Origin of the sequence: Sphingorhabdus sp. SMR4y, from assembly GCF_002218195.1 — a bacterium.
GTDB lineage: Bacteria > Pseudomonadota > Alphaproteobacteria > Sphingomonadales > Sphingomonadaceae > Parasphingorhabdus.
Window position 1 is genome coordinate 2,542,600 of the sequence record NZ_CP022336.1, and the last position, 18,560, is coordinate 2,561,159.

Consider the following 18,560-nt stretch of genomic DNA (forward strand, 5'->3'; position numbering starts at 1 on the left):
GCTCCGGCCACCTTTTTTTTGCCCGTCCTATTCGCGGTAGCTGCCGCCGCCATCGACAGTGATATCATTGGCCGTGGTGAAGCTGCTCTGGTCGCTGGCCAGCCATAGCATAGCATTGGCAACCTCGACCGCCTGGCCGACCCGGTTGATCGGATGATTGCGGTTGAACAGTTCCACCGCTTCCTCATGCGGCCCGGGATAGGCGGCGAGATAGCGCTGGTACATCGGTGTATCGATGGCGCCGGGGTGGACGGTGTTGACCCGCACCGGATATTTTTCGGCGGCGCAGTGGAGGGCGAGCGATTTGCTCAGCGAAGTGACCGCAGCCTTGCTGGCGCAATAGGCGGCGAACTGGGCGCCGGGCCGCATGGCAAGCATCGAGCCGATATTGACAATCGCGCCATCTTCGCCGCTTTCGATGATTGCGGGCAGACCGACGCGGCAGCCGTAGAAGGTGCCCTGCAGGTTGATGTCGATGGTCCGGTTCCAGCTTTCCAGATCAACCTCGTCAACCGATCCGGGTTCGGAAATGCCGGCCACGTTGAACAGGGTGGTCATCTTGCCAAAGCGCTTTTTCGTGGCCTCGACGGCGGCCTGCCACTGGTCGAGATCGCGGACATCCAGTTCGACTGCATCGGCGCGGTCACCCAGCGACGCCGCCAGTTCCCGGGCCTTGTCGACCTGGATATCGGCCAGCATCACCGAGCCGCCCTCCTCGACAACGCGTTGTCCGGCGGTGCCGCCAATGCCTTCTGCGCCGCCCGAAATCAGTGCGACTTTTCCGTCCATCATGCCCATCGTAAATTCCTGCTTTCTGCTCTGCTGTTTCCAGCCTATTTCTTGTCGAACTCGATCGGCAGATTGGCCAGTCCGCGCAGCATCATATTGGGCGGATAGTTGAGCTCCGCGCCTTCCTTGATACGGATATTATCCATCCGTTTGGCAAATTGCTGGAAAGACACGGTCATCTCCTTGCGCGACAGCATATTGCCCACGCACATGTGGATACCCTTCCCGAACGCCATATGGGTGCGGGCATTTTTGCGGTCGACCCGGAATTCGTTCGGATTTTCAAACTGTTTCGGATCGCGATTGGCTGCGTGATAGCGCATCATCACCATCGCTCCCTTGGGCAGCATTACACCGCCCAGCTCGGCATCACGATGCATGACCCGCCAGATGCCCGAGGAACCGCTCGACATGCGCAGCACTTCCTCAACCGCATTGGGGATCAGCGACGGATCATCCTGAATCATCTTATACTGGTCCGGATTGGTTGCGAAAAGCCGCATGCCTTCGGCCAGCGCCGCCGTCGTGGTTTCATTGCCAGCGACCATCAGCTGCTGGACGATCGACAGGGACTCGGCATCGTCGAGCGGCCGCTCGCCATCGACCCGGGCATTGACCAGATCTGACAGGATATCGCTTTTCGCTTCCTTGCGCCGTTCATCCATATTGGCTTTGAGCGCGTGCTGATATTCGACCACTTCGCGTTCGGTCTCCAGCTGCCGCTCGCGGGTCATCATTCCGGAAAGGCGATCGACAAAGGCGTTGGTCCAGCGCTTGATCGTGTGCTCGTCGGCCACGTCCAGGCCCAATTGCACGGCAATCGTGCGGACCGGCATCGGGACGGCATATTCCTCGACAAATTCGCATTCGCCCTTGTCGATAAAGCGGTCGATCAACTCGTTCGACATCTCCCGCATGCTGTCTTCCAGCTTGTTCACTTTCGGCATCGAGAAAGCGAGATTGACCAGTTTGCGGAACCGTGTGTGGACCGGCTGATCGGCGGTCAGCAGGGTATTGACCTGTGGCCAGCCCTGAGCCTGAATGGCCTGCAGTTCCTCGTCATTCGCCAGTTCTTCCTCGCTTTTTCCTCCGGAGAGCAGTGCGTTGAAATTGTTGGAGAAATCATCCAGCCGACCAACGGCTTCCGAAATCAGATCATAGTCGAGCACGACATAGGTGCCGCTGGCCTCGTCGAAAAAGACCGGATTTTCCGCGCGCTTTTCTTCATAAAAGTCAAACGGATCAACCAGAATATCGGGTTGGAAAAGAGATTTGGATACAGCTTCGTTCATGACGGATTCCTGATTAACTAGTCAAACGATGGGGTGGGCTTGCCATCCGCATTGTACACAGGCCCTTCGGCATCGACCCGATATTTGGCGCTGACCGAATCGATCAGGCCGAAGCTGCCGATATGGGCAAGCATATTGGCATAGTGGACATTCTGGAAATGCCGCGCGAGGGCTTCCTCGTCGGTCCATTCCTCGAACACTTCGATGCGCGACGGATTGTGCATGTCTGCGGCCCAGCTATAGCAGAGGCAGCCTTCCTGGCTCAGCGCGCCGTCGATAAAGGGCTGGGCTTTCTTCAGGCATTCCTCGCGGGTTGCCGGTTCCACGTCGATATGCGCAGCAATCAATATTTTGGCCATTTGTCAAACTCCCCTAAAGCTTGTTTCCACCCAGTTGAGCGACGACATTGAATATGCGCTTGCTGTACAGCCACTGGCCGTCGATCTTCACAAATTCATCGTCATAACGCCCGCCCGCGATGCGGGGTTCGCCCTTCTCGACCAGTATTTCGTGCGTCTGGTAGCGGCCCGATGCCGTATCGCCGGTAATCGCAAGGCTTCCCGGTATGCCGAGAAAGCTGACTGCATCAAATTGCGCCATGGCGCCATTCCACAGATTGACGATATTCTCGCGGCCGACCACTTCGGTGCCCATCAGCGACCAGACGGCATCTTCTGTCCATAATGCGCCCCAGTCATCCGGGTCTTTTCGCAATACGGCATCGCAATAGGCATCGTGCAATTCGCGGATCGCCAAACGGTCTTCTATCGGCCCTGAAAACATGGACTGGTCCTCTCCTGATATTCAGGAGACTACACGGCAAAAACGGGCCAAAAACAAGCTGCCATAAGTGCTAGCGGGGCACGATTAATCGCCACCGATCCGCTCGATATCCGCTCCGACAGCCGCCAGCTTTTCTTCCAGCCGCTCATAGCCGCGATCCAGATGGTAGATACGCTGCAGGCGGGTTTCCCCTTCGGCGGCCAGTCCGGCAATGGCGAGGCTCATCGACGCACGCAAGTCGGTGGCCATGACCGGTGCGCCGGTCAGTTTCTGCACGCCTCTGACCACGGCAGTGCGCCCCTTGGTCTCGATATCCGCGCCCATCCGGTTGAGTTCGGGCACGTGCATATAGCGGTTTTCGAAAATCGTCTCGGTCAGTACGCTGGCGCCATCGGCAAGGCACAGCATCGCCATCAACTGTGCCTGCATGTCGGTGGCAAGACCAGGGTAAGGCGCGGTGGACAGGGTAAGCGGTTTCAGCTTGCCATCGGAAGAAACCTTGATGCCCTTGGCATGGACATCGATCTGCAGCCCGGCGAGGCGCAGCGCATCCAGCGTCGCTTCCATCTCGTTTGCCTTGGCGGCAAGCAGGTCGACTTCGCCGCCGGCGATACCGACCGCACAGGCATAGCTGCCTGCTTCGATCCGGTCCGACATCACCCGGTAGGTACAACCGTGCAGCCGTTCGACGCCGGTGATTGTCAGGGTCGAAGAACCAATCCCTTCAATCTCCGCGCCCATCGCGACCAGCATATTGCATAGGTCGACAATTTCCGGTTCCCGCGCGGCGTTTTTCAGGACGCTGGTGCCGTTCGCCAGTACCGCTGCCATCAGTGCATTTTCCGTTGCCCCGACAGAGACGACCGGGAAGGTGAAATCTCCGCCCGGCAGCCCGCCATCGGGCACGCGCGCGATGACATAGCCGCTGGTCGTCTCGATGGTCGCACCAAGCGCTTCGATCGCCTTGAGATGGAGGTCGATTGGCCGGTTGCCGATGGCGCATCCACCGGGCAGCGACACCCGGCATTCACCCGCGCGGGCCAGCAGCGGGCCCAGAACAAGGATTGAGGCCCGCATCTTGCGAACAATATCATAAGGGGCCTCGGTCGAGGTGATCCGGCCCGCCTTGAGCGTCATCACCCGGCCGAAATCCTCCGGTCGCGCACCCTCGATAGTGGTCGAAACACCCAGCTGATTGAGCAGATGTCCGAAACTGTCGACATCGGCCAGCCGGGGGAGGTTGCGCAGGGTCACCGGTTCATCGGTCAGCAGCGCGCAGGGCAGCAGGGTCAGGGCGCTATTCTTGGCTCCCGAAATGGGAATCGTGCCAGACAGGCGATTGCCGCCGCGTATCGAGATAATATCCATGGTCTAGCATTTACCGGAATTGGTGATGCAGGCAAGTCTATTGCGCCGGTGTCGATCCCGACGGTGCAGCAAAAGCCGTCAGTCTCTCAGCAAGCCAAGCGCAGTATATGCGGCTTCCACCGTTGGTCGTGCCAGAGCGGACGCTTTTTCCGATCCGTTGCGTAAAATCGCGTCAATCGCATCCGTGTCCTTGCGCAACTCCTCGAACCGCTGGCGGATTGGCGACAGCGTGCTGACAGCCAGATCGGCCAGCGCCGGTTTGAAGTCGCCAAAACCCTTGCCTGCAAATTCTGCGATAACCGCGTCCTGTGACTGGTCCGCAAGAGCGGCATAGATACCGATCAGATTTTTCGCTTCCGGTCGGTCGGCGAGATCGGCCATATTGTCGGGCAGCGGTTCCGGGTCGGTCTTTGCCTTTTTCATTTTGCGCGCGATCGTGTCGTCATCATCGCTCATGTTGATCCGGCTGAGATCGGACGGGTCCGATTTGCTCATTTTCGCGGTACCGTCGCGCAGGCTCATGATCCGCGCCGCTGTTTTGCCGATGAAGGGCTCCGGCAGAGTGAAGGTCTCGGTGCCGGTATCGCTGTTGAACTTGGTGGCAATGTCGCGGGCCAGTTCGAGATGCTGTTTCTGGTCATCGCCGACCGGCACGTGGGTGGCCTGATAGGAAAGGACGTCCGCAGCCTGCAATACCGGATAGGCAAGGAGCCCGAGCGAGGACCTTTGCTTATGCTTGCCTGATTTCTCCTTGAACTGTGTCATGCGATCGAGCCAGCCCATCGGCGTGTTGCAGATCAGCATCCACGCCAGTTCGGCATGCGCCGGCACGCGGGCCTGGTTGAACAGAATCGACTTCTCCGGATCCAGGCCGGCAGCGACCAGCACCGCAACCATTGCGCGGCAATTGGCCGACAGTTCGGCGGGGTCATTATGCACGGTAATAGCGTGCATATCGGCGAGGAAAAACAGGCACTCGCTCTCGTCCTGCATCTTCACCCAGTTCTTGATCGCGCCGAGATAATTGCCGAGATGGAGATTACCTGTGGGCTGGATGCCCGATACCGTCCGCATTGTCTTAACTTCCTTCGCTTGCGGCGTCTTCCGCCGCCTTCTTCTTCGTCAACATGGTGATCTTGTCGCGATCGACCGCGCCCGTCAGCCATGCGAGTGCCGCATAAACCAGTCCGCCGACGCTGACCAGAGCGGTGATCGATCCGACTCGCTGCCAGATCGTTCCGTCATAGAGGCCGTCGCCGATCGGTGCAGCATAGACCAGCACGACCGCCATCCCGGCAGCGGACAATGTGATCCGTCCGATCCGCAGCAGCAAGGTCCATTCCAGATGGAAATGTCCCCGCCGGTGGAGCATCGTGTAGAGCATTGCGCAATTGCACCAGGCGGCAACCGCGCCGGCAACGGCCAGCCCCGTGATCCCGTAGAGCGGGATCAGCAACAGGTTGAGCGTGATGTTGACGGCCAGCGAAATGCCCGCGGTATAGACTGGTGTTCTGGTATCCTTGCGCGCGAAAAAACCGGGGATCAGCACTTTCACCAGCACATAGGCGGGCAATCCGACAACCAGCGCGGCGACAACGGCAGCGGTGGTCTGGCCATCGGCAGCGGTGAAATTGCCGCCGACATAGAAAGAGGTGACCAGCGGTCCGGCTGCAAAGAACAAGGCGATCGCGGCGGGAATGGTGAGCAGCAGGCCCAGTTCTATGGCATTGCTTTGCAGCCGCTGGGCCCCGCCCTGGTCATCCTTGGCGATGAAACGCGACAGGGCTGGCAGAATAGCAGTGCCGAGGGCAATGCCGATGATTCCAAGCGGCAACTGATTCAGCCGGTCCGCCATCGCCAGATAAACGAACGAGCCTTCCGGCAAGCGCCCGAGGAAGAACAGATCGACGAAGCGGCTGATCTGGTAAATGCCGGCACCAAATACGGCCGGCAGGATCAGCACGCCCAACTCCCTCACATCGGCGTTGAACCGAGGCATTTTGAGAGGAAATCGGAATCCGGTCTTGCGCGCCCAATAGTAAAGCCAGAGCATTTGCGCCAGACCGGCGATGGCCACGGCGATGGCCAGAAAATAGGCAGTCTGCCGGGGGTCATTGCCGTCATTGACAAGATGTGCCGCAAGCAGGGCACTGATCATGCAGATATTGAGCATGATCGGCGCTGCTGCCGCAGCCGCGAACTTGCTCAGCGAGTTCAAGATGGCCGCGAACAGGGTGGTGATGCTGATCAGCCCGAGATAGGGAAAGGTTATTCGCGCGAGCGATATCGAAAAACCGCTGGTCCTGCCGCCCCTGCCGAAATCGTCGATCAGCCAGATGATGCCCGGCATGACCAGCATCATGACCGCGGAAAAGACCAGCAGCAGCGGTACGAATACCGACAATATGTCGACGGCGAAATTCTGCGCCGCCGTCCGGTTCTCGTCCTCTTCCATCTTGCGGTTGAACAGCGGCACAAAAGCCGCCGAAAAAGCGCCTTCGGCGAACAGGCGGCGGAAAATATTGGGCAGCTGGAAAGCCAGTTGCCAGGCATCGGCCGCGGCACCGGCCCCGAGAATGCGGGCCAGCAGGATGTCGCGGACGAAGCCGAAAATGCGGCTGACCAGCGTCAGTCCCGCGATCGTCCCGGTGGATTTCAGCAGGTTCATCCCCGCTATCCTAGCAAGAGTGCCTAGGCGTTACCAACCGGTTGCTCGCCCGCCTGCTGTGCCGCCATCTGCTCGCGCTGCTGCATGTAGAGGGCCGTGAAATCAATCGGCTCGAGCAGCAGGGCCTGGAATCCGGCATCGCGAACGGCGTCGGAAATGATCGACCGGGCGAAGGGGAAGAGCAGCCGCGGTGCTTCGGCGAACAGGAACGGATGCGCCTGGTCTTCCGGCACGTTGCGCAGCCCGAAAAGACCGCAATAGAGCAGCTCGACTGCGAAGGCGACGCCCTCGTCCGCCTTTGCCGTGACATCGATTTTCAGCTCGACTTCATGGACCTCGTCGGAGATCTGGGAAGAGCCGATGTTGAACTGTACGTCAATCTGGGGCTGTGCGTTCCACTGATAGACGTCCGGCGCGTTGGGGTTTTCGACCGAAAGATCCTTCACATATTGCGAAATCACACCGATTTGCGGCTGGGTATCGGCGCCATTGGCAAGCGGATCCGGCGTGGTTACATTGCCGCTCGGTTCCATTGTGCTGCCTTCTTTTTCATTCTCATCAGCCATCGGGCCTGTCCTTTCGGAAAATCAGTCAAACATGTCCTCAGGCGCATATTGCCGCGCCGTGCGCTGCGCGCCTAGCAGGGGAAAGAACCAAGGGCAATGAAAGAGTAAACCACCGGTCCGGCAGCCCGCGCCCGCACCCCTTTTGTAAGCGCAGGTTCACAAAATGGGCGGTAGAAGCGGATGACCAACCGGGGCTAAGCGGCTTTTTCAGGAATGCTATTTGAAACCGCCCCTGTTTCCGCCTATGTATAGGGTCAAAGCAAAGATTGGATACCGAAGTGACCATCGAAATCATATTATTGGCAATGGTAGCGGCCTTTCTTGGCCTGCGCCTCTATTCCGTATTGGGCAAGCGCAGTGGTCATGAGCAGGAACATATGCCGCGCAATATCGAACCGCGCACCGGTGATCGCCGGCCGCTGGATGACGCCAAGCCGCATGTTCCGGATATCGTTCCCGCCCACGCAGCGGCCGGAACGCCGAACATGGTCTATGACAGCAATGCCGAAGCCGGGATGCGCGAAATCCTCAGCGCCGACCGCAATTTTGACGTTGGCCGGTTCATCGAAGGGGCGCAAGCAGCCTATGGCATGATTCTGGAAGCCTTCTGGAAGGGCGACAAGGACGAATTGAAACTGCTGTGCGATGACGATGTTTACGAGAGCTTTGCCGAAGCCATCGACGCGCGTGAGGAACGCGGCGAAATATTGGAGAACCAGCTGGTGCGGATCGACAATGCGCGTATTTCGGCAGCGGAATATCGTCGGCCGGTCGCCAGTATCACGGTGCAGTTCGACGCCGATATCGCTGCAGTGGTGAAAGACAAGAAGGGCAATCTGATTGGCGGCTCGCTTTCCGATGCCGCGGAAACCCACGATGTCTGGACGTTCAGCCGCGATCTGTCGAGCGCTGATCCCAACTGGCTGCTCGACGAAACCGATGAGGCCTGACCCCCGGTCGGCGAGCAACAGGGTCATGAAAATCGGGACGCTTTGCGGAGCAATGGCTTTGGTCAGCGCCTGTTCCCTGACCATCATCCCCGAAGGCGCAGCGCAAGGCCGTTCCGTTCAGCAGGATGGTGAATGGGTTACAGAAGCCACACCCGCTCCGGCCGCCCCGCCGCCGGCCTATCAACAGGATTCGGCAGCAACATTTCAGCCGGTCGATCCCGCCCAGCTTGTCAAAATCGGTGATGACCAGACCCGCGCGACCGGTTCCGGTATCGCGCTCGGTCCGGACATCGCGACGCTCGGACTAACCGATGCGAAGGCGTCCTCGGCGTTGCAATCCTACCGCACCAGCTGTTCCTCTCTGGTCCGTCGCGAGGACAATAGCGGCCTGACGACGGGCAGCGACTGGCAATTGTCTTGCGCTGCCGCCCAGAACTGGCAGGACCGGGATGCAATCGGCTTTTTTACCTCCTATTTCGAAGCGGCGCAGGTCGGCGACGGCCGGGCTTTTGCGACCGGCTATTTCGAACCGCAGATCGACGGCTCGCGATTCCGGAATGCCCGCTATCCGGTGCCGATCTATCGCCGGCCCGCCAATCTGATCGATGTCGATCTCGGCCTGTTTTCCGAGGCGCTGAAAGACAAGCGGGTCCGTGGCAAGGTCGAGGGAACCAAGCTGGTGCCGTTTGAAGACCGGGCGGCGATCGATGACGGAGCCCTTGCCGGACAAGGGCTCGAGATCGCCTGGGCGCGCGACTATATCGATTTCTTCTTCCTGCAGATTCAGGGCAGCGGGCGTCTGGCGCTTCCCGGCGGGTCGGTCATGCGGATCGGCTATGCCGGACAGAATGGCCATGATTATACCGGTATCGGCAAAGTAATGCGCGAACGCGGTCTGCTCGCGGACGGCAAAACCAATATGCAAGGCATTGTCGAATGGCTGCGCGCCAATCCGCAAGAGGGCATGAAGATCATGCGCGAGAATAAAAGCTATGTCTTTTTCCAGGAGCTGACCAGGCCAGGCCCATTGGGCGCCATGGGCCACCCCGTGGTAGCGCGGACCTCGGTCGCGGCTGACCGGATGTTCGTGCCGCTGGGCGCGCCGGTGTTCCTCGACATGGAACATGATATCGCCGACGGACTCTGGGTGGCGCAGGATAGCGGCGGTGCGATCAAGGGGCCGAACCGCTTCGATACGTTCTGGGGCGCCGGCGAGGAAGCGGCCCGCATTGCCGGTGGCATGTCGTCTCGTGGCCAGGCGCTGATCTTCCTGCCCAAGGGAACGGTTTCCCGGCTCGTCGCGGCCCGCCGGAACCCGGGCCAGTAATCCGTGTCGGACCGGCCTCTTACCGCCGGTGAAAAGGCGCTCTGGCAGAAATTTATCGAGAGTGTCGAGCCGCTGGACCAGGGCCGGGTCGAGCGCGTGGACAGTCTTCCCGTCGCCAGACGGCCGCGCGAGATATCCGGGCCGATCACCGCCGAAAGTTTCGGTGGAAAGCCGGCCAAAGCCATCCCGTTGCGTGATCAGAAGCCGGTACCGACCAAACATGGTCTCGACGGCGGCTGGGATCGTCGCCTTGCCAAAGGTATGGTGCAGCCTGACGTTACCGTCGATTTACACGGCTATAGCCTGTCGTCCGCGCATGGCAGACTCGACAGTGCGCTGGAGTTGAGCATCGCGGCCGGTCATCGCGCGATCCTGCTGATAACCGGCAAGGCCCGGAGCGACGAGGAACGGCGTCGGGAAGGTGGGCGCGGCGCGATACGCTCTGCCATTTCCGACTGGCTGGCGGCATCGCGGCATGCGGCGCATATTGCGACCGTGCGCCGGGCCCATCCCCGGCATGGTGGCGCCGGCGCGCTCTACATCATATTAAGGCGTCACCGCTAAGCGGGACGGACCGCAGTTGTCTGGCGGTCAGCGCAAGGCCTGCTTGACGACCAGCGAGAAAATTCTGGACAGCTGTTCCAGATCCTCAATCGCAACCGCCTCGTCGAGCTTGTGCATCGTCGCATTGCACAGACCGAATTCGACCACCGGCATGATTTTGGCAAGAAACCGTGCATCCGAAGTCCCGCCCGAGGTGGACAGTTCCGGTTCCACACCGGTGATTTCGCGAACGGCCGCGGAAACGATATCGGAAAATTCTCCCGGCGGCGTCAGAAAGGGTTCGCCGGAAATAACCGGTTTCAGTTCGCCACCATGACGCTCGACTATGTCCCGCACCATGGCGCTGAGACTCTCGCCGCTGTGCCGGTCGTTGAAGCGGATCGACAAGCGGCCCTCTGCCCTCGCCGGGATCACATTGTGCGCCGGATTGCCGACGTGCAGGTCGGTAAACTCGATATTGCTCGGCTGGAACCAGTCTGTGCCTTCGTCCAGTTGCAGCGAATCAATTTCGCTGAGAATCTTGCCAAGCTTGGTGATCGGATTGTCGGCGTTTTGCGGATAGGCGACATGGCCCTGCGTGCCGTTGACCGTCACCCACATATTGACCGAGCCGCGCCGCCCGATCTTCATCATGTCGCCGAGCCGGTTAACCGACGTTGGTTCACCGACGAGGCAAAGATCGGGAGTGATGCCACGCTCTGCCATCAGGTCCATCAGTGCCACCGTGCCGAAGCGGGCTGGACCTTCTTCGTCACCGGTGATGATCAGGCTTATTGTTCCGAGATCTTCCGGCACACCGTGCAGCGCAGCGACAAAGGCGGCGATACTGCCTTTCATGTCGACAGCGCCGCGGCCATATAGAAGGTCGCCGCGAATTTCCGGTACGAAGGGATCGGTCTGCCAGCCCTGACCGGGTGGCACGACATCAAGATGCCCGGCATAGGCAAAGTGGCGGGATCCTGCCGGTCCTTTGCGAATGGCAAAAAGATTCTCAACCGGACCGTCCGGCGGACCACCCGCGATGAAGCGGGTTATGTCGAATCCCAGCGGTGCAAGCATCGCTTCCATTTCATCAAAAACAGGACCGGTAGCGGGGGTGATGCTGGGCCGGGCAATCAGCCTTTTGGCCAGTTCGAGTGCTGTTGGTGCGGTCATGTCCGGATGCCTAGCCTTTTGCCGCTTCGGGATTTTCCAGCCGTTCGATCACCCAAGGTTCCTCTTCGGCGGCTTCCATCCATTGCGCGGTCCACTCATGGTCCAATATGGTCTGCATATAGCTGGTGGCAAATCCTGGCAGACGGAACCCGTAAGTCTGGAAGCGCGAGACGATCGGGGCATACATGATGTCGGCGGCGCCATAGGTGCCGAACAGAAATGGTCCTCCACCACCAAAGCGCGCCCGCGCCTGTGCCCAGAGTTCGATAATCCGGGCGGCGTCCGCCTTGACTTCGTCGCTCAGATCCAGTCCTTCATAAATTTTGCGCGTGTTCATCGGGCATTGCCGACGCAGCGCCATGAAGCCTGAATGCATCTCGGCTGCCATCGAACGGGCCATGCCCCGTGCGGTTTCGTCCTTTGGCCAGAACCGGTCGCGGTGGGTCTTGTCAGCCAGCCAGTCGACGATCGCCAGACTGTCCCAGACCACCGTCTCGCCATCCCAGAGGATCGGAACCTTGCCGCCGGAAGGCGCAAAATTCTCGCTCTCGCGGACATGGTCCCAATCGTCGCCGAACAGGGGGACGGTCAGTTCTTCAAAAGACAGGCCCGACTGTTTGCACGCCAGCCAGCCGCGCATCGACCAGCTGGAATAGGCTTTGTTTCCGATTATCAGTTTCATAGTCTGTCCCATAACCAAATATGGCGCGCTGTGTATAGAAAAGCGTTGTCGCTGCCGGTGGACTAGTCCTGCACTGCGTCGAGCACAGCCTGCCGCAGTTCGTCAATGCCCTGCTTCTTTTCCGATGATGTAAGCAACAGATCGGGATGGGCTGCAGGATGTTTTTTGGCGATGGCCGCGACCTGCTGCGCCGTGGCATCCAGTTGTTCCTGCTTCACCTTGTCCGCCTTGGTCAGGACGATCCGGTAGCTGACGGCAGCCTTGTCGAGCATTTCCATCACTTCCTCGTCAACCGGCTTGATGCCGTGCCGGGAATCGATCAGCACGAACGTGCGTTTGAGAACGGCCCGTCCGCGCAGATAGTCGTTGATCAGGAAACGCCATTTCTGCACTACTTTTGGCGGCGCCTTGGCAAAGCCGTAGCCGGGCATGTCGCAGATGCGAAAGATCAGCGGATCGCCGATATCGAAAAAATTCAACTCCTGCGTTCGCCCGGGCGTATTTGAGGTCCGCGCCAGACCATTGCGGTTGGTCAGCGCGTTGATCAGCGATGATTTTCCCACGTTGGAACGGCCGGCAAAGGCGATTTCCGGGACTTTCGGGTCCGGCAGAAACTGCAGCTGCGGAGCGCTTTTCAGAAAGCTGATAGGGCCCGAAAAGATCTTCGGATGAAGAGGGGTCATGCCTCCGCCTTGTCAGCGGCCGCTTTTTTCGCCTTTTCCTCGGCTTCCTTCGCCATCATTTCCTTCATCTGCGGGTGGCGCGAATAGAGCCATTTCTGCTGGGCGATGGTGAGTATGTTCGACACCGTCCAGTAGAGCTGCAGACCGGCGGCAAAGGGCGCCATGATGAACACGAGAATCCATGGCATGATGCTGAAAATCTGTTTCTGCATCGGATCCATTGGCGCCGGGTTCAGTTTGAACTGCAAGTGCATGGTGATACCCATCAGGATCGGCAAGATACCGACCGCGAGGAAGGTTGGCGGATCGAAGGGCAGCAGGCCGAACAGGTTGACCGGCGTCAACGGATCGGGGGCGCTCAGGTCCTTGATCCACAAGGCGAACGGCTGGTGCCGCATTTCGATCGACAGCATCAGCACTTTATACAGCGCGAAGAAGATCGGGATCTGCAGGAATATGGGCAGGCAGCCGGCCAGCGGATTGACCTTCTCGTCCTTGTACAGCTTCATGATTTCCTGCTGCTGTTGCTGCTTGTCGTCCTTGTACTTTTCCTGAATCGCCTTCATTTTAGGCTGCACGGCACGCATCTGCGCCATCGAGGCGAACTGCTTCTGTGCAATCGGGAACATGACGCCGCGGACAACGAAGGTCATCAGGATGATCGCGATGCCGAAATTGCCGACCAGCTGGAACAGCCAGTTTAGCAGATAGAAGAGTGGTTTCTCGAACCAGTAGAACCAGCCCCAGTCGATGGCGCGATCCAGATTCTTGATGCCATATTCTGCTTCATATTTTTCCAGCAGGGCGTTTTCCTTGGCACCGGCAAAAAGACGGGTAGTGGTCGTCAGCTGTTTGCCGGGAGCGATGATCTGTGCGCTCTTTTTCGCAATTTCCGCCTGGAATATATCGCCGCCGCCGGAGCGGAATTTCGCGTCGACATCGTTGATGTCTTCCGGGATCAGGGCACCCAGCCAATATTTGTCGGTAAAGCCGAGCCAGCTGACTTCCTTGTCATAGCTATTGGTTCCGGCGACCGCAGAGGTCCCGAACAGGCCTGCAAAAAAGCCCGGCTCTTCACCGGCCAGATTCTCGTAATCCACATCATAATTTGCCGCGCCTTCATAGACGCCGACCGGACCCGAGTGGATGGTCCAGGTGCTGGCTTCATTGGCCGGGATATTGTCGAGATCCCGTTTCCGGTTGATCAGCCCGTAAGGCCGGAGCGCAATCGCATTCTCGCCGCGATTGATGATGCTCTGTTCGGTGGTGATCAGATAGTCCGGATCGATCGACAGTTTTATTCTATAGGTCTGTCCGGTTTCGTTCGACCAGCTCAGGGTGACCGGCGTGTCCGGGGTCAAGCGGCTCTGGTCAGCCGACCAGATTGTATTGTCATCGGGGACCGCAACGCCGTCGCCGGCCCAGCCAACACGACTGAAATAGGCGTCTTTGGTGCCGGACGGTGCGAAGAGCCGGACCGGTTTGCTGTCCTTGCTCATATCAACTGTATGATCGGTCAGCGTGAGGTCATCGATGCGTCCGCCCTTGAGATTGATCGAGCCCTGAAGGCGCGGTGTTTCGATCAACACGCGGGGGCTTTCGCGCAGGACAGTGGCCAGAGGTCTGATTTTCGCAGGGGCGGTGACCGCGCTGATGTCGGCGCTGCCGGTCCCCGGAACAGTCATGTCGCCGCCGACCTGGTCATTGGCCGGTGCATCGGCCTGCTCGACGATTTCGTTCTTGTTGGCCATGTCCGGGAAAAATTGTTCCATCAGCAACGGCCAGCCGAACAGGATGATCCCCGTGAGGAGTATCGCCATGATAATATTACGCTTGTCGTCCACTATCTCGTCCCGCTTTCGGCCAATTGTTGTAATCTGGATCGGTGTTCAGGGTATCAAGGCACGGGATCATAGCCCGAGCCTCCCCAAGGATGGCAGCGCAATAGCCGTTTAGCCCCCAGCCAGCTACCCCTAATTGCACCATGTTTCTCGATCGCCTCAATCGCATAGCTGCTGCAAGTCGGTTGATAGCGGCAGGTCGGAGGCAAAATACGCGACGGGCCCCATTGCCAGCATCGCACGCAAAAGATGAAAACCGCTTTCACCCGGTCTGCCCCAGCTTTTTCGCCAGAAATTTCAGGCCTTTTTCCAGGTCCGCCTTCATGATGGCAAAATCGCTCTCTTGCGCCGTTTTGCGGCCAATCATGATATGATCGACGCCGGCGATACCATGGTCCGGCAGACATTCCGCCAGCAGCGCCCGGAACCGGCGTTTCATCCGGTTGCGTGCGACAGCATTACCGATTTTCTTGGTAACCGTGATGCCATAGCGCATGTCGTCTGCCGCGATCGTGTGATCGGGACGCCGCCGATGCGCAAGCAAGACAAAGTTGGGGGTGACGAATCGCTTGCCACGGTTGGCAGCGAGGAAATCCGCACGTTTGCGAATCACATCGATGAACTGATATGAATCAGCGGGCGCCGAATCGGCTGAAGGATTCTTCAAATCCAGAGGATCCGGCGATGGGCGTGCTTCGGCAGGCGTAGCACGCGCGGTCATTCGCTGTTAGGCAGAAAGCTTCTTGCGGCCACGGCTACGGCGGGATGCCAGTACTTTACGGCCACCGACAGTGGCTTTGCGGGCGCGAAAACCATGGCGCCGCTTGCGGACCAGACGGCTTGGTTGAAATGTACGCTTCATCGCGATTATCCTACGTCAAAATTTCGATAAAAAAGGCCGCCATAAGCTGCGGCCGATACGTTGTCGCTGCGATTAGGCAGGCAGGCGCGGAAAGTCAAGCGATAGCGCTAGACTTTCTTGTCCCGGTTGCCGGTCTTCACCTTGCCGAAAATCGGCAGTTCAAAATCGTCGGGCAGCGTCTTGTGGTGGCGCCTGCGCATCGCCCAGTCGGTCCATTTGCCATAATGGGGGAAGCGCCGCTTGAAATCGACATAGCGTTTCTTCGCCCAGCGCGAGTTCTGCAGGACCAGCGCCAGACCGATCGGAAAGACGATGATGAAACCCGGGCCGGGAATCGCGCCAATGATCGGCGAAATGATGATCAGCGTGAAACCGATGACCGTAAGCACGAATCGCGATCCTGAAGTATATTTCCAGCGCGTGTTGGTCATTCTGTCGGTCATCCCGTTCCACTTGGTGCTTTGCGGGCGGAGTCGCAAGTCCGCTCTGTCAACTAAAGCGCGTGAAAGAGATTATTGTTCCCGGTCCATGCATAAGAGCTGAACGAGGGCCTGATTCGATGACGATTCAGGGCGACCCGGGGTTAATGGACGATCTGGAACCGGGCCATGTCATTGCGCGACAGGCGCAGCTGATCGGCAAAGGGAACGCTGTTGGTCAGCGCGTAAAATTCCTGCGCGGTGCCCCTGGGCACGCCCATTTCGGCATAATAATCCAGATATTCCGCATGGACCGGGTCATTGGCCGGATAATCATTGGCCTCGAGGCCGTCCTCGTCCATCCAGCTGTGCACAACAAATTCTGCGTCGCGATGGGCGGTCCGCCGAACACCGGCGAGAAACAGTTCGACCGCACCGGATCGCACCGAGCCACCCGCCGGCACGTGAGTGCTGATGCCTGCGTTGCGGATCATCCGGGCCAGACGCAGATTGGCCTCTTCATCCACCGATCCGTCGCAATCGAGCATTTCGATTCGCCGGATTGCGGGAAAATCCCCCATCATCCTGCGGAACAGGGCGGGCGTGTAGCTGTCGACCGTGCCGGTCATCTCCACCGCGTCGGCGGCAACCACGCGAAACGGCCCATATTGGCCATAGGCGGTGCCGGCCGGTTCTGCCGGTGCATCCGGCGCCTCCAGATCATATTCGAAAATCTCGACTGTTTCGGTGACGGTATAGCTGCTGGCGCTGAGCGCGGGCTGGGCCGGGAAGAGCAGCAGCGCGAACAGGACCAGCGCGCTGGCCAGAAAGCCGCCGCTCGCGGGGGCCGACTCGGGCACCAGGTTGATAGAAAAAACACTGCTCATGCCTCTACTCTGTGCCCTGGCGCTTGCCAAAAAGTGTCAGAACTTGGTTAGCTGATATTAAGCATCCGTTTCCGGCCGTCGCCCCGCTCTTGACCGTTGCGGACATGGCGCGGTTGCGGCTCGACTCCTTCCCGCGGCATTGCCACTGTTCCCGGCATGAAATTGGAGCGGCGATAATGGTGGCGCTGGTTCAGACGGTGGCCTATCTCGGACTGGAGGCGCGAGGCGTGGAAGTGCAATGCCAGGTCGCGCCCGGCCTGCCTGCGTTCAACGTGGTCGGCCTGCCGGACAAGGCAGTTGCCGAGAGTCGCGAGCGGGTCCGCGCTGCGATCGCGGCAATGGGCCTTTCGCTGCCCCCCAAACGGATCACTGTCAATCTGTCACCCGCCGATTTGCCCAAGGCCGGTTCCCACTACGACCTGCCGATCGCGCTGGCGCTGCTCGGTGCAATGGGCATTATCGATGCGGAGACCCTGGCGAGCTATATCGTGGTCGGAGAATTGTCGCTCGACGGCCGGCTTGCCGTCACCCCCGGTGTATTGCTGGCGGCGCTTCATGCATCGGCCCAGAATCTGGGTCTGGTCTGTCCCGCCTTGCAGGGGCCGGAAGCGGCCTGGGCCGGCGATGTCGAGGTTCTGGCCCCGGAGGACCTGCTGGCGCTGCTCAACCATTTCAAGGGTCAGTCGATATTGACACCGCCGGAAACCGGAGATGCGCCGGAACCGGATTATGGTCCCGACCTGAAAGAGGTAAAGGGGCAGGAAACGGCCAAGCGGGCGCTCGAAATTGCCGCGGCGGGAGGCCATAATCTGCTGATGAATGGTCCGCCCGGATCGGGCAAGTCGCTGCTCGCATCCTGTTTGCCGGGCATTTTGCCGCCGCTGTCTCCATCGGAAGCGCTGGAAGTGTCGATGGTGGCATCGGTCGCCGGTACGCTGGAAGGTGGCCAGATGTCGCGCCAGCGCCCGTTTCGGGCCCCGCATCACAGCGCATCGATGGCAGCGCTGGTCGGCGGTGGGCTGAAGGTCCGGCCCGGCGAGGTCAGCATGGCGCATCTCGGCGTCCTGTTCCTCGACGAATTGCCGGAATTTCAGCGAGCGGTGCTCGATTCACTGCGGCAACCGCTGGAAACCGGAGAGGTCAGCGTCGCCCGGGCCAACGCCCATGTGACCTTCCCGGCGCGTATCCAGATGCTGGCGGCGATGAACCCTTGCCGCTGTGGGCATCTCGGCGATGCCGCGCTGGCCTGTTCGCGCGCCCCGCGATGCGCCGCCGATTATCAGGCCAAGATATCCGGCCCGCTGCTTGACCGGATTGATCTGCATATCGAGGTGCAGGCGCTGTCTGCAGCAGATCTCACCATGCCGCCTCCGGCAGAGGGGTCGGAAATGGTGGCAGCGCGGGTTGCCCGGGCGCGGTCAATCCAGGCCCAGCGCTACGCCGATCTGGATGCGCGTACCAATAGCGAAATAGACGGTGACGCGATGAAAACCTATGCAACGCCCGACTCGCCGGGGCAGGCGCTGCTCGGGCAGGCGGCAGACGCGATGCGTCTCACCGCGCGCGGTTATACAAGAGTCTTGCGCGTATCCCGGACCATCGCCGATCTGGCGGGGGCGGACAATATCGGCCGCATCCATGTGGCAGAAGCGCTCAGCTACAGACGGCAGGCGCCCCGGAACTGACTATCGGACCCATTGGTGGCCAACAGCCGATGTCCGATG

Annotated in this window: 21 protein-coding genes; 4 read left to right on the forward strand and 17 right to left on the reverse strand. The window is 59.7% G+C overall.

The genetic code is table 11. The features are described 5' to 3' along the window. Window positions 1-27: 27 nt before the first annotated feature. From SPHFLASMR4Y_RS12240 to secB, 8 genes are all read right to left on the reverse strand, one after another. Complete coding sequence (locus tag SPHFLASMR4Y_RS12240) at window positions 28-792, reverse strand: SDR family NAD(P)-dependent oxidoreductase (protein WP_260806960.1); 765 nt, start codon at window positions 790-792, stop codon at window positions 28-30. A 41-nt stretch (window positions 793-833) separates the two neighbouring features. Next, entirely contained in the window at window positions 834-2,081 is a 1,248-nt protein-coding gene (locus SPHFLASMR4Y_RS12245; protein ID WP_089133797.1) for a cytochrome P450, read from the reverse strand. A 17-nt stretch (window positions 2,082-2,098) separates the two neighbouring features. Continuing rightward, window positions 2,099-2,440: a putative quinol monooxygenase gene (locus SPHFLASMR4Y_RS12250; protein WP_089133798.1), complete on the reverse strand. Its 342-nt coding sequence runs from the start codon at window positions 2,438-2,440 to the stop codon at window positions 2,099-2,101. Window positions 2,441-2,453: 13 nt separating this feature from the next. After that, window positions 2,454-2,864 (reverse strand): nuclear transport factor 2 family protein, encoded by a 411-nt coding sequence (locus SPHFLASMR4Y_RS12255; RefSeq protein WP_089133799.1) that lies wholly within the window; start codon window positions 2,862-2,864, stop codon window positions 2,454-2,456. 84 nt (window positions 2,865-2,948) lie between these two features. Next, on the reverse strand, window positions 2,949-4,232 hold the full coding sequence (gene murA, locus SPHFLASMR4Y_RS12260; protein ID WP_089133800.1) for a UDP-N-acetylglucosamine 1-carboxyvinyltransferase: 1,284 nt from the start codon (window positions 4,230-4,232) through the stop codon (window positions 2,949-2,951). Window positions 4,233-4,310: 78 nt separating this feature from the next. Beyond that, complete coding sequence (gene trpS / locus SPHFLASMR4Y_RS12265) at window positions 4,311-5,306, reverse strand: tryptophan--tRNA ligase (protein WP_089133801.1); 996 nt, start codon at window positions 5,304-5,306, stop codon at window positions 4,311-4,313. A 4-nt stretch (window positions 5,307-5,310) separates the two neighbouring features. Next, a complete protein-coding gene (gene murJ, locus SPHFLASMR4Y_RS12270) occupies window positions 5,311-6,900 on the reverse strand; it encodes a murein biosynthesis integral membrane protein MurJ (RefSeq protein WP_089133802.1) in 1,590 nt (529 codons plus the stop codon). Window positions 6,901-6,923: 23 nt separating this feature from the next. Further along, window positions 6,924-7,433 carry a protein-export chaperone SecB gene (gene secB, locus SPHFLASMR4Y_RS12275; protein ID WP_260807155.1) on the reverse strand — a complete coding sequence of 170 codons (510 nt, stop codon included), beginning with the start codon at window positions 7,431-7,433 and terminating at the stop codon, window positions 6,924-6,926. A gap of 311 nt (window positions 7,434-7,744) precedes the next feature. Between secB and SPHFLASMR4Y_RS12280 the strand changes: the two genes are divergently transcribed. The 3 genes from SPHFLASMR4Y_RS12280 to SPHFLASMR4Y_RS17155 are packed head-to-tail and all read left to right on the forward strand — an operon-like array spanning window position 7,745 to window position 10,307. Beyond that, window positions 7,745-8,416 carry a Tim44/TimA family putative adaptor protein gene (locus tag SPHFLASMR4Y_RS12280; protein WP_145955531.1) on the forward strand — a complete coding sequence of 224 codons (672 nt, stop codon included), beginning with the start codon at window positions 7,745-7,747 and terminating at the stop codon, window positions 8,414-8,416. Between the two features lie 25 nt (window positions 8,417-8,441). Then, window positions 8,442-9,743, forward strand: coding sequence for a murein transglycosylase A (locus SPHFLASMR4Y_RS12285; protein WP_089133804.1), 1,302 nt, complete (start codon window positions 8,442-8,444; stop codon window positions 9,741-9,743). Between the two features lie 3 nt (window positions 9,744-9,746). After that, a complete protein-coding gene (locus tag SPHFLASMR4Y_RS17155; protein WP_186265930.1) occupies window positions 9,747-10,307 on the forward strand; it encodes a Smr/MutS family protein in 561 nt (186 codons plus the stop codon). Between the two features lie 27 nt (window positions 10,308-10,334). Here the strand turns inward: SPHFLASMR4Y_RS17155 and dapE are convergent, their stop codons facing one another. From dapE to SPHFLASMR4Y_RS12335, 9 genes are all read right to left on the reverse strand, one after another. Beyond that, window positions 10,335-11,462, reverse strand: coding sequence for a succinyl-diaminopimelate desuccinylase (gene dapE, locus SPHFLASMR4Y_RS12295; protein WP_089133805.1), 1,128 nt, complete (start codon window positions 11,460-11,462; stop codon window positions 10,335-10,337). Between the two features lie 10 nt (window positions 11,463-11,472). Next, a complete protein-coding gene (locus SPHFLASMR4Y_RS12300; RefSeq protein ID WP_089133806.1) occupies window positions 11,473-12,144 on the reverse strand; it encodes a glutathione S-transferase family protein in 672 nt (223 codons plus the stop codon). Between the two features lie 62 nt (window positions 12,145-12,206). Then, the gene (yihA, locus tag SPHFLASMR4Y_RS12305; RefSeq protein ID WP_089133807.1) at window positions 12,207-12,827 is read right to left on the reverse strand and encodes a ribosome biogenesis GTP-binding protein YihA/YsxC; all 621 of its coding nucleotides are present in this window, start codon (window positions 12,825-12,827) and stop codon (window positions 12,207-12,209) included. Next, entirely contained in the window at window positions 12,824-14,671 is a 1,848-nt protein-coding gene (gene yidC / locus SPHFLASMR4Y_RS12310; protein ID WP_089133808.1) for a membrane protein insertase YidC, read from the reverse strand. The genes yihA and yidC overlap by 4 nt, the downstream gene beginning before the upstream one ends. Before the next feature lie 53 nt (window positions 14,672-14,724). After that, on the reverse strand, window positions 14,725-14,934 hold the full coding sequence (gene yidD, locus SPHFLASMR4Y_RS17370; RefSeq protein ID WP_260806961.1) for a membrane protein insertion efficiency factor YidD: 210 nt from the start codon (window positions 14,932-14,934) through the stop codon (window positions 14,725-14,727). Next, entirely contained in the window at window positions 14,931-15,281 is a 351-nt protein-coding gene (rnpA, locus tag SPHFLASMR4Y_RS12320; RefSeq protein ID WP_313906732.1) for a ribonuclease P protein component, read from the reverse strand. Before rnpA ends, yidD begins: the two co-directional genes overlap by 4 nt. A 114-nt stretch (window positions 15,282-15,395) precedes the next feature. Beyond that, the gene (gene rpmH, locus SPHFLASMR4Y_RS12325) at window positions 15,396-15,530 is read right to left on the reverse strand and encodes a 50S ribosomal protein L34 (protein ID WP_089133810.1); all 135 of its coding nucleotides are present in this window, start codon (window positions 15,528-15,530) and stop codon (window positions 15,396-15,398) included. A 107-nt stretch (window positions 15,531-15,637) separates the two neighbouring features. Then, on the reverse strand, window positions 15,638-15,973 hold the full coding sequence (locus tag SPHFLASMR4Y_RS12330) for a PGPGW domain-containing protein (RefSeq protein WP_260806962.1): 336 nt from the start codon (window positions 15,971-15,973) through the stop codon (window positions 15,638-15,640). 140 nt (window positions 15,974-16,113) lie between these two features. Further along, complete coding sequence (locus SPHFLASMR4Y_RS12335) at window positions 16,114-16,836, reverse strand: hypothetical protein (protein WP_260806963.1); 723 nt, start codon at window positions 16,834-16,836, stop codon at window positions 16,114-16,116. Between the two features lie 176 nt (window positions 16,837-17,012). Between SPHFLASMR4Y_RS12335 and SPHFLASMR4Y_RS12340 the strand changes: the two genes are divergently transcribed. Next, on the forward strand, window positions 17,013-18,521 hold the full coding sequence (locus tag SPHFLASMR4Y_RS12340) for a YifB family Mg chelatase-like AAA ATPase (protein WP_089133811.1): 1,509 nt from the start codon (window positions 17,013-17,015) through the stop codon (window positions 18,519-18,521). Window positions 18,522-18,560: the final 39 nt, after the last annotated feature.

What these genes read in the sequence shown, in the direction of transcription:
- SPHFLASMR4Y_RS12240 (WP_260806960.1), bottom strand. Translation starts at nt 792, where the DNA reads ATGATGGACGGAAAAGTCGCACTGATTTCGGGCGGCGCAGAAGGCATT.
- SPHFLASMR4Y_RS12245 (WP_089133797.1), bottom strand. Translation starts at nt 2,081, where the DNA reads ATGAACGAAGCTGTATCCAAATCTCTTTTCCAACCCGATATTCTGGTT.
- SPHFLASMR4Y_RS12250 (WP_089133798.1), bottom strand. Translation starts at nt 2,440, where the DNA reads ATGGCCAAAATATTGATTGCTGCGCATATCGACGTGGAACCGGCAACC.
- SPHFLASMR4Y_RS12255 (WP_089133799.1), bottom strand. Translation starts at nt 2,864, where the DNA reads ATGTTTTCAGGGCCGATAGAAGACCGTTTGGCGATCCGCGAATTGCAC.
- murA (WP_089133800.1), bottom strand. Translation starts at nt 4,232, where the DNA reads ATGGATATTATCTCGATACGCGGCGGCAATCGCCTGTCTGGCACGATT.
- trpS (WP_089133801.1), bottom strand. Translation starts at nt 5,306, where the DNA reads ATGCGGACGGTATCGGGCATCCAGCCCACAGGTAATCTCCATCTCGGC.
- murJ (WP_089133802.1), bottom strand. Translation starts at nt 6,900, where the DNA reads ATGAACCTGCTGAAATCCACCGGGACGATCGCGGGACTGACGCTGGTC.
- secB (WP_260807155.1), bottom strand. Translation starts at nt 7,433, where the DNA reads ATGGAACCGAGCGGCAATGTAACCACGCCGGATCCGCTTGCCAATGGC.
- SPHFLASMR4Y_RS12285 (WP_089133804.1), top strand. Translation starts at nt 8,442, where the DNA reads ATGAAAATCGGGACGCTTTGCGGAGCAATGGCTTTGGTCAGCGCCTGT.
- dapE (WP_089133805.1), bottom strand. Translation starts at nt 11,462, where the DNA reads ATGACCGCACCAACAGCACTCGAACTGGCCAAAAGGCTGATTGCCCGG.
- SPHFLASMR4Y_RS12300 (WP_089133806.1), bottom strand. Translation starts at nt 12,144, where the DNA reads ATGAAACTGATAATCGGAAACAAAGCCTATTCCAGCTGGTCGATGCGC.
- yihA (WP_089133807.1), bottom strand. Translation starts at nt 12,827, where the DNA reads ATGACCCCTCTTCATCCGAAGATCTTTTCGGGCCCTATCAGCTTTCTG.
- rpmH (WP_089133810.1), bottom strand. Translation starts at nt 15,530, where the DNA reads ATGAAGCGTACATTTCAACCAAGCCGTCTGGTCCGCAAGCGGCGCCAT.
- SPHFLASMR4Y_RS12330 (WP_260806962.1), bottom strand. Translation starts at nt 15,973, where the DNA reads ATGACCGACAGAATGACCAACACGCGCTGGAAATATACTTCAGGATCG.
- SPHFLASMR4Y_RS12335 (WP_260806963.1), bottom strand. Translation starts at nt 16,836, where the DNA reads ATGAGCAGTGTTTTTTCTATCAACCTGGTGCCCGAGTCGGCCCCCGCG.
- SPHFLASMR4Y_RS12340 (WP_089133811.1), top strand. Translation starts at nt 17,013, where the DNA reads ATGGTGGCGCTGGTTCAGACGGTGGCCTATCTCGGACTGGAGGCGCGA.